Consider the following 15608-nt stretch of genomic DNA (forward strand, 5'->3'; position numbering starts at 1 on the left):
CCAGGCCACCCGGATCACCCAGACCGCCCAAGCCACCCGGATCACCCGGGCCGCAGCGGCCCCGGCCCTCAGCGCCCGTTCAGCCAGTCCGCCAGCTTGCCGCCCTTGTCCACGGCCCGCAGCCGCCGCTCCGCGGCCTCGCTGACCTCGTCCGTGGTGACCACCAGCAGTTCGTCCCCGCCGCGCAGCACCGTCGCCTTGTCCGGCACGAAGGAGCTGCCCTCGCGCACGACCAGGGTGACCGCCGCCCCCTTGGGCAGCCGCAGCTCGCCGATCTCCACGCCGGACATCCGCGAGGTCGGCGAGAGCGTGATCGACAGCAGGTGTCCGTGCAGCTTCTCCAGCGGAGCGGACTCGATGTCGAGGTCCTGGCCCATCGCGCCCTCGCCGATCCGCAGCCGCTTGGCCATCCAGGGCAGCGTCGGACCCTGGAGCAGGGTGAAGACGACGACCAGGATGAAGACGATGTTGAACACGTCCCCGGCCTCGTGCGCGCCGGAGACCACCGGGATGGTGGCCAGCACGATGGGCACCGCCCCGCGCAGTCCGGCCCAGCTCAGCAGCGCCTGCTCGCGGCCGGGCACCTTGAACGGGGTCATCGTGAGCACCACCGACAGCGGCCGGGCCAGGAAGACCAGCACCCCGCCGATCACCAGCGCCGGCACCACCGCGTTGCCCATGCTCTCGGGCGCGGCGAGCAGTCCGAGCAGCACGAACATGCCGATCTGCCCGATCCACGCCAGCCCGTCGGCGAAGCCGCGCACGGCCGGTCCGTGCGGCAGCTTGGAGTTCCCGAGGATCACCGCGCTGATGTAGACGGCGAGGAAGCCGGAGCCGTGCAGCAGCGCACCGCCGGCGTAGGCGAGCACGGTCAGCGCCACCACGGCGATCGGGTACAGGCCCGAGGAGGGCAGCGCGACGTGCTTGACCGCGTACGCGCCCAGCTTGCCGACGGCCAGACCGACCGCCGCGCCGATCGCCAGCTCGGCGATGATCGTGCCGAGCAGGACGTACCAGGAGTCCAGCTCGCCGGCGGAGGCGAAGGCGACGACCAGGATGACCACGGGCGCGTCGTTGAAGCCGGACTCGGCCTCCAGCAGGCCGGTGAGCCGGTGCGGCAGCGGGACCATCCGCAGCACCGAGAAGACGGCGGCGGCGTCGGTGGAGGAGACGATCGCGCCGAGCAGCAGCGAGGTCCGCCAGTCCAGGCCCACCAGCCAGTGCGCGCCGGCCGCGGTGACGAAGACGCTGATCGCGACGCCGACCGTGGCCAGCACGGTGGCCGCAGGCATCGCCGGTCTGACCTCGCGCCAGCTGGTCTTGAGGCCGCCCTCGGCCAGGATCACCACGAGCGCCGCGTAGCCGAGCACCTGGGTCAGCTCGGCGTTGTTGAAGGTGACGCCGATTCCGTTCTGGCCCAGGGCGACGCCGATCCCGAGGTAGATCAGCAGGCTGGGCAGTCCTGATCGGGTCGAGAACCGCACGGCGACCACCGCGAACAGGAGGATCACGGAGGCTTCGAGCAGGAGCTGGTTCAGGTGGGCGACGTTCACGCAGTGGCACCTCGGGCAGGCATGGGCGGGCGGGGTGTCAGGTGGTGCTGGGTCGTGCTGGGAGGGTCGGAACCGCTGGGTGGCTCCGAGCATGCGCGGGCGCCGTGGGGGCGCTCGCGGAGACCCGTTAAGAAAGCGTCAATGCTCCTCTTGCGGATCGTTACTCAGTCTAACATTTTGCCATATCTTTAGTTTGGCTGCCTCCGTCGCCGCCCACCGGCCCGTTCCGGGTCGCTCCCTGACCTCCCGAGATCCCGCCCGGAGCGTCCCCCGTGCACGCCCGTCCGCGAACTCGGCCTAATGTGGTGCCCTGTCACGGCCCCAGGCCCTGGACACGCCCGCCCGCCCCGAAGTCAGGACCGCAAGGACCCAGATGCCCCGCTCGAAGAAGTTCCGGCGCGCCCGTCTGATCGTGATCGTGCTGGTCGTGCTGCTGGTGGCCGGCGTCGGCTACGGCGGCTACCGCGGGGTCGCCGCGGTCCGCGCGTCCTTCCCGGAGGTGGACGGCAGCGTCAAGGTGGCGGGCCTGAGCGCGCCGGTCGACGTCAAGCGCGACGCCAACGGCATCCCGCAGCTGTACGCGGACACCCCCGAGGACCTGTTCCGCGCCCAGGGCTACGTCCAGGCGCAGGACCGCTTCTGGGAGATGGACGTCCGCCGCCACATCACGGCCGGTCGGCTGTCCGAGATGTTCGGCGACAGCCAGGTCGACACCGACACCTTCATCCGCACCATGGGCTGGCGGCAGGTGGCGCAGAAGGAGTTCGACACCAAGCTGTCGCCCGAGACCAAGAAGTACCTGCAGGCCTACGCGGACGGCGTGAACGCCTGGCTGGCCGAGCACCCCGGCGGCGAGAAGGCCTCGCTGGAGTACACCCTGCTCGGCGCCGTCAACAGCGGCTACAAGCCCGAGCAGTGGACCCCGGTCGACTCGGTGGCCTGGCTCAAGGCGATGGCCTGGAACCTCTCCGGGAACCTCCAGGAGGAGATCGACCGCTCGCTGCTGGCCCAGGACTTCGGTCCGGACAAGATCGCCGAGCTGTACCCGGACTACCCGTACTCCCGCAACGGCACCATCGTGAAGACCGGCACCGTGGCCGGCGACACCTACCGCCCGGCCGACGGCTCCACGCCGTCCGGCGCGGCCCCCGGCTCCGCCACCGCCCAGGGCGCGGTCACCACCAAGGCGCTGATGCAGGGCCTCACCGACCGGATCGACGCGATGCCGCAGCTGCTCGGCCGCCCCGGCCAGGGCATCGGTTCCAACTCCTGGGTGGTCGCCGGTTCGCACACCACCACCGGCAAGCCGCTGCTGGCCAACGACCCGCACCTCGGCCCCGGCCTGCCCTCGGTCTGGTACCAGATGGGCCTGCACTGCCGGACGGCCTCGCCGGCCTGCCAGTTCGACGTCTCCGGCTTCACCTTCGCCGGCATGCCCGGCGTGGTGATCGGCCACAACAAGGACGTCGCCTGGGGCTTCACCAACCTCGGCGCCGACGTCACCGACCTGTACCTGGAGAAGGTGACCGGCCCGGACACCTACCAGGTGGACGGCAAGGACGTGAAGTTCGACCTCCGCAAGGAGACCATCAAGGTCGCCGGCGGCGAGGACCGCACCATCACCGTCCGCACCACCCAGACCGGCGCCCCGCTCATCTCCGACCAGAGCACCGAGCAGCAGAACGTCGGCAAGTACGCCCCCAACGGCACCTCCGCCCCCGACCGCGGCACCGGCGGCTACGGCGTCGCCCTGCAGTGGACGGCGCTCAGCCCCGGCAAGACCATGGACGCCGTCTTCGAGCTGGACAAGGCGAAGAACTGGGACGACTTCCGCAACGCCGCCAAGGACTTCGCCGTCCCCGCGCAGAACCTGATCTACGCCGACGCCAAGAACATCGGCTACCAGGCCCCGGGCGTCATCCCGGTCCGCGGCAAGGGCGACGGCTCCATGCCGGCCCCCGGCTGGGACTCCTCCTACCAGTGGAAGCCGGACCCGGTCCCCTTCACCGCCCTGCCGTACAGCTTCAACCCGTCCGTGGGCTACATCGTCACCGCCAACCAGGCCGTGGTGGACCAGAGCTACAAGTACAACCTGACCAAGGACTGGGAGTACGGCACCCGGGCCAAGGAGATCACCGACCAGATCGAGGGCCTGCTCAAGAACAACGGCAAGATCTCGCCGGACGACATGCAGAACCTGCAGCTGGACAACACCAGCATCATGGCCAAGACGCTGGTCCCGCTGCTGCTCAAGCAGCAGATCGACGACCCGTACGTGCGCGAGGCCCAGGACCTGCTGAAGGACTGGAACTTCCACCAGGACGCCGACTCGGCCGCCGCCGCCTACTACAACGGCGTCTGGCGCAACCTGCTCAGCCTCGCCTTCGGCCAGAAGTTCCCGGCCGACATCCGGGCCAAGGACAACTGCCTGCTGGTGCGCCAGCAGGACGACCCGACCAAGCCGGACAGCTCCAGCAAGATCGTCACCCAGTGCGGCACCCGCGACCCGGGCAAGGCCCAGCCGGACGGCGGCGACCGCTGGACCGAGGTGGTCCGCACCCAGCTGGACAAGCCCGACAGCTCGTGGTGGACGTACATCGACTCCCAGCACAAGGAGCAGAAGGGCCTGGACAACCTGCTCAAGGAGGCGATGAAGAACGCCCGGCAGGACCTGACCTCGCTGCTCGGCAAGGACATCTCCACCTGGAGCTGGGGCCGCCTGCACAAGCTGGAGCTGCGCGAGCAGACCATGGGCACCGACAACTCCTCGATCGCGTCCGGCGTCGTCCACAAGCTGCTCAACCGCGGCCCCTACCGCCTCTCCGGCGGCTCGGCGGCGGTCGACGCGGCGGGCTGGAACGCGGCGGCCGGCTACCAGGTGGACTGGATCCCGTCGATGCGCATGGTGGTCGACCTGAACGACCTGGACTCCTCGCGCTGGATCAACGTCGGCGGCGAATCCGGCCACGCCTTCCACGCGAACTACAACGACCAGACCGACCTCTGGCTCAAGGGCAAGCTGCTGACCTGGGCCTTCACCCCCGACGCGGTGGAGAAGGCGACCAAGCACAAGCTGGTGCTCACCACCGGCTGACGCCGGTACGACGCGCGGGCGGCCCCGTTCCCTTCCGGAGGGAGCGGGGCCGCCCGCGTTCCGGGGGCCGACGACGGCTCACCCGAAGGTCCGCACCCCCGACGGCGTGACCGCCAGGTCCACCGGCCGGTCGTGCGGCTCGGCCGGCACCCGCTCCAGCAGCTCGTGCTCGTACAGCAGCACCGCCAGCACCGGCCGCGCCCCGGCCCGCTCCAGCCGGGACAGCACCCGGTCGTAGCTGCCGCCGCCCCGGCCCAGCCGCAGCCCGTCGCGGTCCACCGCCAGGCCCGGCAGCAGCACCAGCGAGGCTCCCGTGACGGCCTCCGGCCCCAGCCGCGGTCCGACCGGCTCCAGCAGCCCGCGCCCGGCCGGGGCGAGTGTCTCGGGCCCGGCGTACTCGGCCCAGTCCAGGTCGTTGTCGGCGAGCAGCACCGGCAGCAGGACCCGCACTCCGTCCTCGCGCAGCGCGTCCAGCAGCGGCCTGGTCCCGGGCTCCGGGCCCACCGAGACGTACGCGGCCACCGTGGCGCCCGCCGCGGCCAGCTCCCAGGCGTGCCCGGCCAGCGCACGGGCGGCCTCCGCGCGGCCCTCGGCCGAAAGCGCGCGGCGCCGCGTCAACAGCCGTGTCCTCAGGTCGCTCTTCTCGTTGTGCACCGGATCCTCCGCGTCTCCAGACCATCGACGCGCAGAGCCTGCCACGCGAAAGGGCGCCCCGATTGTCCACCCCGCTGCTGGTCCAGGCCCTGGCCGCGCTGAGCGCCCCCGCGCTGGCCGGCGCCACCGTGCTCGGGCTGCGCGCGCGCCGGGAGCGGGCCGGGGCCGCCGGGGAGCGGGAACGGCTCCGGGCGCGGGTCGCCGAACTGGAGAAGCGCTGCGCCGAGCTGGAGCGCACCGCCTCCTGCGACCCGCTCACCGGCGTGTGGAACTACCGCCACCTGCAGCTCACCCTGGACCGGGAGATCGAACGGGCCCGCCGCGCCGAGCACACCGACCAGGCCGACGGCCCGCGCCCGCTGGCGGTGCTGCTGCTGGAGATCACCGGTTTCGACGCGGTCATCGCCGAGCACGGCCGCGCCCGCGGCAACGCGATACTGCGTGACCTCGCCCAGCGGCTCGCGATGGAGATCCGCCGCGCCGACACCCTCGGCCGCTACAGCGGCCAGGAGTTCCTGGTGGTGCTGCCGGACACCGGCGCCGAGGGCGCCGCACAGGTCGCCGAGCGCCTGGTCTGGTCGGTCCGCCGCCACCTGCTGCTCGACTGGTCCTCCGGCACCCGCGCGCCCCGGCCGGCCCAGGGCAACGGCCTCACCGCCGCCGCCGGCGTCGCCGTGCTGCCCGAGGACGGCACCCACGCAGCCGTCCTGCTGCGGGCCGCCGACGCGGCGCTGGCCGAGGCCCGGGCGGCCGGAGGCGACTGCTGGCGGGTCGTCCCGAGGCCCGGGCAGCGTCCCACCGGGCGCCGTGAACAGGCCGCTTCCGCTACGGAAGGGGCAGCGACTGCCGAGGGTGACCGTTCGGGAAAGGCGGGTAGTCTGTCCGCCTGTACCGGAGGGGACCCCCTCTCCCAGCCGGTCGCTTCCCATACGCCTGCCACCGTGGCCGTGCCCCGCGACGCGCTGTCCTAGCCGTCCGACGGCGCTCGGCCGGGCGAAAACGTGCCTGAGTAAGGTAAACGCATGACGACGACCACCTCCCGTATTCCGGTAACCAAGGCCGTGGTACCCGCAGCCGGACTGGGCACCCGCTTCCTCCCGGCGACCAAGGCCACCCCGAAGGAGATGCTGCCCGTCGTCGACAAGCCGGCGATCCAGTACGTCGTGGAAGAGGCCTCCGCGGCCGGCCTGTCCGACATACTGATGGTCACCGGCCGCAACAAGCGCGCGCTGGAGGACCACTTCGACCGTGCCTACGAGCTGGAGGAGCTCCTCGTCCGCAAGGGCGACGAGGACCGCCTGCGCCGGGTCCGCGAGTCCGTCGAGCTGGCCAACATGCACTACGTCCGCCAGGGCGACCCCAAGGGCCTCGGCCACGCCGTCTCGGTCGCCGAGCAGCACGTCGCCGGCCAGCCCTTCGCCGTCCTGCTCGGCGACGACCTGATCGACCCGCGCGACCCGCTGCTCGCCCGCATGATCGAGGTCCAGCAGGAGCTCGGCGGCTCGGTCGTCGCCCTCATGGAGGTCGACCCCTCCCAGATCCACCTGTACGGCTGCGCCGCCGTCAAGGCCAACGGCTTCGGCGAGGACGTCTTCCAGGTGACCGACCTGATCGAGAAGCCCGAGCCCGGTGAGGCCCCGTCCAACTACGCCGTCATCGGCCGCTACGTCCTCGACCCGCTGGTCTTCGACGTGCTGCGCGAGACCCCGCCCGGCCGCGGCGGCGAGATCCAGCTCACCGACGCCCTGCGCGAGCTGACCACCCGCGATGCCGCGGACGGCGGCCAGGTGCACGGCGTGCTCTTCAAGGGCCGCCGCTACGACACCGGCGACCGCGCCGACTACCTGCGCGCTATCGTCCGTCTGGCCGCCGAGCGCGAGGACCTGGGCCCGGAGTTCCGCTCCTGGCTCCGGGAGTTCGTCGGTTCCGAGATGCAGGACTGACGCCACGACCAGAGAGCGAGCCGCCGATGACCGGGTCCACGGAGCACAGCACCACCCCCGCAGCCTGCTGCGACGGGTCCGCGGACCGGGCACCGGCGGCTCCTCGCTTCTGGACGGTGGACGAGCACCTCGCCGACGTGCTCGCCGCGGTCGGCCCGCTGCCCGCGATCGAGCTCCAGCTGCTCGACGCCCAGGGCTGCCGGCTCGACGAGGACGTGGTCGCCGACGGTGACCTGCCGCCCTTCGACAACAGCTCGATGGACGGCTACGCGGTCCGCACCGCCGACACCGAGGGCGCCACCGACACCTACCCGTCGGTGCTCCAGGTGGTCGGCGACATCGCCGCCGGCACGGGCGAACTGCCCAAGGTCGGTCCCGGCCAGGCCGCCCGGATCATGACCGGCGCCCCCGTGCCGCCCGGCGCCCAGGCCGTCGCCCCGGTGGAGTGGACCGACGGCGGCACCGGCACCGGAGTCGCCGCCGCCGCGATGACCGCGCCGGTCGCCGACGAGGAGGTCCGGGTGCTGCGCCCGGTCGCCGAGGGCGCGCACATCCGCCGCCGCGGCAGCGACGTCGCGGCCGGCGCCACCGTCCTGGAGGCCGGCACCCGGCTCGGCCCCACCCAGCTCGGCCTGCTCGCCGCGATCGGCCGGGCCACCGTGAAGGTCCGCCCGCGCCCCCGGGTGGTGGTGCTCTCCACCGGCAGCGAGCTGGTCCAGCCCGGCGAGCCGGTCGGGCCCGGGCAGATCGCCGACTCCAACAGCTTCACCCTCACCGCGGCCGCCCAGGAGGCCGGTGCGATCGCCTACCGGGTCGGCGCCGTCCCGGACGACGCCGACCGGCTGCGCTCCGTCCTGGAGGACCAGCTCGGCCGGGCCGACCTGATCGTCACCAGCGGCGGGGTCAGCGTCGGCGCGTACGACGTGGTCAAGGAGGTCTTCGAGTCCTACGGCGGGGTCGACTTCCGCAAGCTGCGGATGCAGCCCGGCAAGCCGCAGGGCTTCGGCCGGATCGGCGGCGCTGCCCGGGTGCCGCTGCTCGCTCTGCCCGGCAACCCGGTGAGCGCCTACATCTCCTTCGAGCTCTTCGTCCGCCCGGTCATCCGCACCATGCTCGGCGCCGCCGACATCCACCGCCCGGTGGTGCGCGCGCTCTGCCCGACCGCGCTGCGCTCCCCGGCCGGCCGCCGGCAGTTCCTGCGCGGCCGCCACTCGGCGGCGGACGGCACCGTCGAGCCGGTGGGCGGCGCCGACTCGCACCTGGTCGGCGCGCTGGCCAAGGCGAACTGCCTGATCACCGTCCCCGAGGACGTCACCGAACTGCCGGCCGGCAGCGAGGTCGACGTGGTGTTGCTGGACTCCTGAGACCGCCCCGAGCCGAGTCCCCGCCCCGAGCCGAAGGGGCGCGCCGGTGTCGAAAGGGAGAAGGGCCAAGCCGCCGACGAAGGAGGTGGCGCGGTGCCCGCCGACCGTTGGTGTCGGGTCGGAGGGCTCTGGAGGTGGGTGGGCGAGTGCCCGCCGACCGTCGGCACCGGGTCCGAGCGCCCCGGAGGCGAGCGGGCGAATCACAGCGCGGGCGAGTGGCTGTCACCCCGCGGCCGGGGGAGGGGTACGGTAGCGCGGTATTCGACCTGCGCGCCCCTGGAGCGACCCGTGACGACACCGAGCCCCGGCGACCGCCTCACCCACGTCGACGAGCAGGGCGCGGCCCGGATGGTCGACGTCTCCGAGAAGGCCACCACCGCGCGCACCGCCGTGGCGGCCGGGCGGGTCAGGGTCTCCCCGAAGGTGGTCGAGCTGCTGCGCGGCGAGGGCGTGCCCAAGGGCGACGCCCTCGCGGTGGCCCGGATCGCCGGGATCATGGGCGCCAAGAAGACCCCTGACCTGATCCCGCTCTGCCACCCGATCGCGGTCTCCGGGGTCAAGGTCGACCTCGCCGTCGCGGACGACGCGGTCGAGATCACCGCCACCGTGAAGACCGCCGACCGCACCGGCGTCGAGATGGAGGCGCTGACCTCGGTGACGGTGGCCGCGCTGACCGTGATCGACATGGTCAAGGCCGTGGACAAGGGCGCCAGCATCGAGTCCGTCCGGGTGCTCAGCAAGACCGGCGGCAAGAGCGGCGACTGGTTCGCGCCGGAGGTGTCGGCATGAGTGAGTCGGTCGGGAGGGCTCTGGCCGTCACCGTCTCCAACCGCGCCTCGGCCGGGGTCTACGAGGACAAGGGCGGCCCGCTGCTGGTGGCCGGCCTGACCGCCATGGGCTTCACCGTGGACGGCCCCCGGGTCGTCCCGGACGGCGAGCCGGTGGAGACCGTCCTGCGCGCGGCCGTTGCCGCCGGCTACGACGTGGTACTGACCACCGGCGGCACCGGCATCTCGCCGATGGACCTCACCCCCGAGATGACCGCCCGGGTGATCGACCGGCAGATCCCCGGGATCGCCGAGGCCATCCGCGCGTACGGGCGCGACAAGGTGCCGACCGCGGCGCTCTCCCGCGGTCTCGCCGGGCTCGCCGGACGCACCCTGATCGTCAACCTGCCGGGCTCCACCGGCGGCGTCAAGGACGGCCTGGCCGTCCTGGAGCCGCTGCTCGCCCACGCGGTCGACCAGCTCGGCGGCGGGGATCATCCCCGGCCCGGGGCACCGGCTTCCGGGAGAGCGCACTGAACGCCGGCTGGCCGGTGGAGCTCCACGAGGGGGAGGTCACGCTGCGTCCGATCCGGGCGCGTGACCAGCGCGAGTGGCAGGAGGTGAGCCGCCGCAACCGCGACTGGCTACGGCGCTGGGAGGCCACCGTGCCGCCCGGCCCGGCAGGCCGGGCGGCGGGCCCCCGCCCGACGTACCGGCAGATGGTCCGCTTCCTGCGGCACGAGGCCTCGGCCGGCCGGATGCTGCCCTTCGTGGTGCTCTACAAGGGCCAGCTGGTCGGGCAGTTGACCGTCGGCGGGATCACCTGGGGCTCGATGTGCTCGGCCAATGTCGGGTACTGGATCGACGAGGCGGTGGCCGGTCGGGGCATCATGCCGACCGCCGTGGCGCTTTCGGTGAACTACTGCTTCCACACGCTCGGACTGCACCGGATGGAGGTCTGCATCCGCCCGGAGAACGGCCCGAGCCGACGGGTGGTGGAAAAGCTCGGCTTCCGCTCGGAGGGAATCCGCCCGCGCTATCTCCACATCGACGGCGACTGGCGGGACCACTTGGTCTACGCCCTGACCGCCGACGAGGTCCCGGAAGGGATGCTGGAGCGGTGGCGGGCGATCAGTTCCGGGCATGAGGCAGGTAATTGAATATATGTTCGAAAGAAATATCGATATGGCATCGGCGTGGCGGCGGACCGCCACAAATACCGGCAAAATAGTCGGAGAATCAGCTTGATCACACGACACGCCGCGCCAAATTGCTGCCAGGCCTTCCCTGGCGCCCGTACGGTGTGAATCGTGAGCAGTAGCGGCCTTATCTACGCCGTCATCGTAGGGGCCTGGGCCGCCTATCTGGTGCCGATGTGGCTCCGCAGGCAGGACGAACTCAACGAGGCGCGCCCGACGGAACGCTTCAGCACCGCCATCCGCCTGCTGGCCGGGCGTTCGGCACTGGAGCGGCGGGCAGCCCGGGCCCTGGGTGACGAACCGCGTGACGACGAGCACAGCAACGACGGTCCTCCCGAACGGGACGAGGCCGCCTCCGACGACCCCGCCGGCCGGGAGCCCGAGCCCCCGGCCGAACCCTGCGTCGAGCGCCCGGCCGAACGGCCGGCCCCCGCGGGGCCGGCCGGGGCCGAGCGGCGGGCGCGGCTGCTGGCCCGCCGGCGCCGGATGGTCACCGCCCTCTTCCTCGCCTTCGCGCTCGGCGCCGTGGTCGCGGCGGTGGCCGGACTGGCCTTCCTCTGGGTCCCGGCGATCCCGGGGGCCCTCCTCACCCTCTACATCGGCCACCTGCGCAAGCTGGAGCGCCAGCGGTACGAGGTGAAGCTGGACCGCGCCCGGGCCGCCCAGGCGGCCGAGCAGCTGCGCCGGCGCGAGCGGCAGCGGGCCGAGGCCCCGGCGGCCGAGCAGGCCCCCGTCGAGGCCCCCGTCGACGAGGAGTCGGCCCCGGCCGCGCCCGCCGAGCACCGACCCGGCCGCCGTCCGCACCTGCGGCTGGCCGCCGACCCCGAGGAGGCCACCGTCCTGGTGTCCGCCTCCGCGGTGGCCGAGGCGACCGAGCATGAGGAGTGGGTCGACGGCATGCGCGAGCGCGGTGCGGCCGGCCCGGACTCCTGGGAGCCGGTGCCCGTCCCGCTGCCGACCTACGTCACCGCGCCGGTCGCCCCCAGGGTCTCCCGCGGCCTCGACCTGTCGGCCCCCGGCACCTGGACCGCCGGGCGCCCGACCGAGTCCCGCAGCACCCCGCTGTTCGACCAGTACGCCGAGGCCCCCGCACCGGAGGCCCGCCCCCGCGCCGCCAACGAATGACCGTGACCACCCCCCGACCAGGGGGGTGGTCACAGACCCCCTCCGAAAGGTGCTAGAGTTTCTTCTCGTTGGGGCTGTGGCGCAGTCCGGTAGCGCACCTCGTTCGCATCGAGGGGGTCAGGGGTTCGAATCCCCTCAGCTCCACCCAACGGATCGACTCCGGTCGGTCCAGCAAATCCCGCCAGGAGTCAACTCCCGGCGGGATTTCGCGTTTTGCGGCTCCGGTCGCGACTCCCGGGCCGACCGGAGCGACCGCTGTGGTGGAGGTCACAACCCTCTCGCGGGGCGGATTCTGACGCCGTTTGGGTCTCAGAAGGGTCGGTTATGGTGGGTGGGCCCAGACGCTGACGAGGGAACGATCTGGTCTATCTCAACGGGGTGCCATCGCGGTGCGCGAGTTCGGTCTGAAGCGGTGGACGCGACAAGCGGAGCCGGAGGAGCCCGAAGGCGGCCCGGCAACCGGAAGACCGAATTCCTGGACCATCGCGGCGGCCTGCGCGGCGGCGGTGTCGTTGACGGCCTTCGTCCTGGTGCGGCACCTGCACGGGGCGACCATGGTCGACATGCTGGTCTACCGGGCCGAGGGCCAGGCCGTGGTGAACGGCCAGGACCTCTACGCGATGCGGTTGCCCGGCTGGGACCTCCCGGCCACCTACCCGCCGTTCGCCGCGATGCTGTTCGTCCCGAGCACCTGGTTCGACGTGAGCACCCTGCGCGTCCTGGTGATGCTCCTCAACTACGCGCTGCTCGCCGGGGCCGTCCACCTCTCCCTCCGGCTGGCCGGCTGGCCCGAGCGCACCCGTCCGGCCGCCGTGATCCTCGCCACCGGCCTCGGCGTCTGGCTGGAGCCGGTGTTCACCACCTTCCAGTACGGCCAGGTCAACCTCGGCATCCTCTGCCTGGTGCTGTGGGACCTGACCCGCCCGGACCGCAGCCGGTTCAAGGGCGTGGGCATCGGCCTGGCCACCGCCATCAAGATCACCCCGGGCCTGTTCGCCGTCTACCTGCTCCTGACCGGCCGGGTCCGGGCCGGCCTGGTCTCGATCGCCACCTTCCTGGGTGCTGGCCTGATCGGCTGGCTCGCGCTGCCGGACGCCTCGTACGGGTTCTGGAGCACCTACCTCTGGGACCCGAGCCGGGTGGGCGTCACCGTGCTGGTGGACAACCAGTCGCTGCGCGGGGCCGTCTGCCGGCTCCTCGACGTCAACGACCCCGGCCTGGTCGGGCTGATCGCCTCCGCGCTGGTCGGCGCGCTCGGGCTCGGAGTGGCAGTGCTCGCCGGGCGCTCCGCCCGGGTGCTGCGCCGGGCCGACGCCTGGGGCGCCGTCTGCGCCGCCTTCACGGCGCTGCTGGTCTCGCCGATCAGCTGGACCCACCACTGGGTCTGGTGCGTCCCGCTGATCGCCCTGCTGGTGGTGGAGGCCAGGACCAGGGCGCGGCAGGCGCTGCTCGCCGTGACGCTGGTGGTGTTCCTCTCCCACGTGATGTGGACGGTGCCGCACCGCTGGGGCCGCGGCGTCGCCTGGTACTGGCAGCTGCCCGGCTCGATCTACCCGCCGCTCGGCATCGCCGTGCTGGCCGTCGTCGGCCTGCGGCTGTACCGCGCCCGGCGCCAGGCCGTCGACGCCTCGGCCGGCGCCTGGGCGCTGCTGGCCACCAAGCTCGACCATGACCCCGGCCACGAACCTGGGCACGACCCCGACCGTGACCCCGCCCTGACCAACCGGACCTGACGGATCAGAGTCGACGTGACCACCCAGACCGCAACCCCGTCGCCGCCCCGGGCCGCCGCACCGGCCGCCCGCCGGGCGGCAGCCGTCCTGGGCTCGCCGGCCCGCCGTACCGTGCTGCTCGGCGTGCTGTGCTTCGCGGCGACGTGCGCCGTCGGCCTGCAGGGCTGGGCCTCCGTCTCGCTCGGCGGCTTCGACCTCGGCATCTTCGACCAGGGCGTGCGCGGCTACGCCCACTTCGGGCTGCCGGTCTCGACGCTGAAGAGCTACCACCACGAGTTCCCGCCCGGGTTCTCGCTGCTGGGCGACCACTTCTCCCCGGTGCTGGCGCTGCTCGCGCCGCTGTACTGGATCTGGGACGACCCGCGCTCGCTGATCATCGGACAGGCGCTGCTGTTCGCGCTCGGGGTGCCGCTGATCCGACGGATCGTCGCGCACTGCTTCGCCGCCGCCGAGCCGCGCACCGCCCGCCGGGCCGCCGACCTGGCCGGTCTGGTCTACGCGCTCGGCTGGCCGCTGCTGGTCGCCGCCCGGGTCGGCTTCCACGAGGTGGCGTTCGCCGTCCCGCTGACCCTGCTCATGCTGGAGCGCGGCCTGGCCCGCCGGTACGCCGCGGTGGTGCTCGCCGGGGTGCTGCTGTGCTGCACCAAGGAGGACCTCGGCCTGATGGTCGGCGCGTACGGCCTGGTGCTGCTGCTGCGCACCCGCCGTACCGGGGACCGCGCCGGGCGCTTCACCGGGATCGGGCTGCTGCTGGGCGGGCCGGTCGCCTCGGCGGTGGCGATCAAGTGGCTGATCCCGGCGATGGGCGGGGAGCCGGGCTATTACTGGAACTACACGACGCTCGGCAACGACGGCGGCGACGCCGTGAAGCACCTGCTGCACAACCCGTTCCTGTTGGTGCAGACCGCCTTCGACCAGCCACTCAAGCCGCTGCTGCTGCTCTGGCTGTTCGGCACGATGTTCCTGCTGCCGCTGCGCTCGGCCACCGCGCTGTGCGCCCTGCCGCTGCTGGCCGAGCGGATCCTCTCCAGCAACCCCAACCACTGGTCGATCGCCCGGCACTACGACTCGATGCTCTGGCCGATCCTGCTGACCGCCGCGATCGAGGTGCTGGGCCGGCTGAGTGCCGCCGAGCGGCCCGAGCCCACCCGTCGGCGGGCCCGGCTGCTGGGCCTGGGCACGGCCGGGGTGGCGCTGGTGGCGGCCGTACCGATCGGGCTGCTGCAGCTGGCGGTGCCGTCCTCCTGGGCGCCCAAGGCGAGCGAGGCCGCGCTGGTCCGGGCGGCCGCGCTGATCCCGGAGGGGGCCTCGGTGGAGGCGGACAACCAGATCGCTCCGCGGCTGACCGCGCGGGCGGACGTGGTGCTGGTGGACGGGACGCCGCGCGGGCGCGAGTACGTGCTCACCCGCTCCGACAAGCGCTCCTTCCCGTTCAAGACCGACAAGGAGCAGGCCGACCGGATCCAGCTGCTGCTGGCACACGGCTACCGACAGCTCTGGGCCGAGGACGGGGTGGTGCTGCTGCACCGGGAGGGCAGCGAGCCGGTGCCCGGCGAGCACGTGCCCGGGCCGGGCAGCAAGCCGGTCCAGGACGAGGTGCCGTCCGACGTGGGGCACAACCTGTTCAAGGGCTGACGGCCGCCTCAGGGCTCCCGGACGATGACCACCGGGCAGGGCGCGTGGTGCAGGCAGTACTGGGCGACGGTGCCGAGCGGGGCGTCCGGCGGGGTGGAGTGGCCGCGGTTGCCGAGGACGAGCAGGTCGGCGCCGGTCGCGGCGGCGACCAGGGCGGGGCCGGGCCGCCCGGCCTTGAGGTGGCGGCGCAGTGGGACGGCGAGGTCGGCGGCCGCCGTGGCGAGGCCGGCCGTCTCGGCGAGGACGGCGGCCGCCCGCCGCTCCGCGCCGAAGCCGTCCAGGACGGGCGGGACGAGGCCGTGCTCGCCGTAGAGGCAGGGGAAGTCCCAGACGGCCACCGCCTCCAACGGGCCGCCGGTGAGGCCGGCCAGGCGGGCCGCCCAGCGGACGGCCGCACGGGCGGGCGCGGAGCCGTCCACACCGACCACGATCCGGCCGTGGGGCTGCATGCCTTCATCGTCGCAGACCTGCCCCCCCGAGCCGAAGGGCCGCGCACGAGCCGTAAGGCTGCGAGCGAGCCGAAGGGCCGCGCCGGTGCCGA

13 protein-coding genes and 1 tRNA gene are annotated in these 15608 nt (G+C 72.9%); 11 read left to right on the forward strand and 3 right to left on the reverse strand.

The annotated features are described in order from the left end of the window. Positions 1-68: 68 nt before the first annotated feature. Positions 69-1553 (reverse strand): potassium/proton antiporter, encoded by a 1485-nt coding sequence (locus ACFVWU_RS03755; protein ID WP_387615085.1) that lies wholly within the window; start codon positions 1551-1553, stop codon positions 69-71. 373 nt (positions 1554-1926) lie between these two features. Between ACFVWU_RS03755 and ACFVWU_RS03760 the strand changes: the two genes are divergently transcribed. Next, a complete protein-coding gene (locus ACFVWU_RS03760; RefSeq protein ID WP_387615088.1) occupies positions 1927-4647 on the forward strand; it encodes a penicillin acylase family protein in 2721 nt (906 codons plus the stop codon). Between the two features lie 78 nt (positions 4648-4725). On the opposite strand, the gene ACFVWU_RS03765 is transcribed toward ACFVWU_RS03760, so the two are convergent. After that, the gene (locus ACFVWU_RS03765) at positions 4726-5301 is read right to left on the reverse strand and encodes a 5-formyltetrahydrofolate cyclo-ligase (RefSeq protein ID WP_387615091.1); all 576 of its coding nucleotides are present in this window, start codon (positions 5299-5301) and stop codon (positions 4726-4728) included. Positions 5302-5363: 62 nt separating this feature from the next. Between ACFVWU_RS03765 and ACFVWU_RS03770 the strand changes: the two genes are divergently transcribed. The 10 genes from ACFVWU_RS03770 to ACFVWU_RS03815 all read left to right on the forward strand — a co-directional run bounded on the left by ACFVWU_RS03770 (position 5364) and on the right by ACFVWU_RS03815 (position 15067). Further along, positions 5364-6272 (forward strand): GGDEF domain-containing protein, encoded by a 909-nt coding sequence (locus tag ACFVWU_RS03770; RefSeq protein WP_387615093.1) that lies wholly within the window; start codon positions 5364-5366, stop codon positions 6270-6272. A 51-nt stretch (positions 6273-6323) separates the two neighbouring features. Further along, positions 6324-7244 carry a UTP--glucose-1-phosphate uridylyltransferase GalU gene (gene galU, locus ACFVWU_RS03775; protein WP_387615095.1) on the forward strand — a complete coding sequence of 307 codons (921 nt, stop codon included), beginning with the start codon at positions 6324-6326 and terminating at the stop codon, positions 7242-7244. Between the two features lie 26 nt (positions 7245-7270). Then, a complete protein-coding gene (gene glp, locus ACFVWU_RS03780; protein WP_387615097.1) occupies positions 7271-8608 on the forward strand; it encodes a gephyrin-like molybdotransferase Glp in 1338 nt (445 codons plus the stop codon). 348 nt (positions 8609-8956) lie between these two features. Then, positions 8957-9397 carry a cyclic pyranopterin monophosphate synthase MoaC gene (gene moaC, locus ACFVWU_RS03785; protein ID WP_387615223.1) on the forward strand — a complete coding sequence of 147 codons (441 nt, stop codon included), beginning with the start codon at positions 8957-8959 and terminating at the stop codon, positions 9395-9397. Beyond that, positions 9394-9912 carry a molybdenum cofactor biosynthesis protein B gene (locus ACFVWU_RS03790; RefSeq protein WP_387615100.1) on the forward strand — a complete coding sequence of 173 codons (519 nt, stop codon included), beginning with the start codon at positions 9394-9396 and terminating at the stop codon, positions 9910-9912. The genes moaC and ACFVWU_RS03790 overlap by 4 nt, the downstream gene beginning before the upstream one ends. 14 nt (positions 9913-9926) lie before the next feature. After that, positions 9927-10535, forward strand: coding sequence for a GNAT family N-acetyltransferase (locus tag ACFVWU_RS03795; protein WP_387615103.1), 609 nt, complete (start codon positions 9927-9929; stop codon positions 10533-10535). A 150-nt stretch (positions 10536-10685) separates the two neighbouring features. Beyond that, entirely contained in the window at positions 10686-11699 is a 1014-nt protein-coding gene (locus ACFVWU_RS03800; RefSeq protein ID WP_387615106.1) for a hypothetical protein, read from the forward strand. 70 nt (positions 11700-11769) lie between these two features. After that, a tRNA-Ala gene (locus ACFVWU_RS03805) sits at positions 11770-11843 on the forward strand. 245 nt (positions 11844-12088) lie between these two features. After that, positions 12089-13432, forward strand: coding sequence for a glycosyltransferase 87 family protein (locus ACFVWU_RS03810; protein ID WP_387615109.1), 1344 nt, complete (start codon positions 12089-12091; stop codon positions 13430-13432). 15 nt (positions 13433-13447) lie between these two features. Next, complete coding sequence (locus tag ACFVWU_RS03815) at positions 13448-15067, forward strand: DUF2079 domain-containing protein (RefSeq protein ID WP_387615111.1); 1620 nt, start codon at positions 13448-13450, stop codon at positions 15065-15067. A gap of 8 nt (positions 15068-15075) precedes the next feature. On the opposite strand, the gene ACFVWU_RS03820 is transcribed toward ACFVWU_RS03815, so the two are convergent. Further along, positions 15076-15516, reverse strand: a complete 441-nt coding sequence (locus ACFVWU_RS03820) for a universal stress protein (RefSeq protein WP_387615114.1) — start codon at positions 15514-15516, stop codon at positions 15076-15078. Between the last annotated feature and the right edge of the window lie 92 nt (positions 15517-15608).

It is taken from the genome of Kitasatospora sp. NPDC058190, assembly GCF_042883685.1.
GTDB lineage: Bacteria > Actinomycetota > Actinomycetes > Streptomycetales > Streptomycetaceae > Kitasatospora.

What these genes read in the sequence shown, in the direction of transcription:
- ACFVWU_RS03760 (WP_387615088.1), top strand. Translation starts at nt 1,927, where the DNA reads ATGCCCCGCTCGAAGAAGTTCCGGCGCGCCCGTCTGATCGTGATCGTG.
- galU (WP_387615095.1), top strand. Translation starts at nt 6,324, where the DNA reads ATGACGACGACCACCTCCCGTATTCCGGTAACCAAGGCCGTGGTACCC.
- glp (WP_387615097.1), top strand. Translation starts at nt 7,271, where the DNA reads ATGACCGGGTCCACGGAGCACAGCACCACCCCCGCAGCCTGCTGCGAC.
- moaC (WP_387615223.1), top strand. Translation starts at nt 8,957, where the DNA reads ATGGTCGACGTCTCCGAGAAGGCCACCACCGCGCGCACCGCCGTGGCG.
- ACFVWU_RS03790 (WP_387615100.1), top strand. Translation starts at nt 9,394, where the DNA reads ATGAGTGAGTCGGTCGGGAGGGCTCTGGCCGTCACCGTCTCCAACCGC.
- ACFVWU_RS03820 (WP_387615114.1), bottom strand. Translation starts at nt 15,516, where the DNA reads ATGCAGCCCCACGGCCGGATCGTGGTCGGTGTGGACGGCTCCGCGCCC.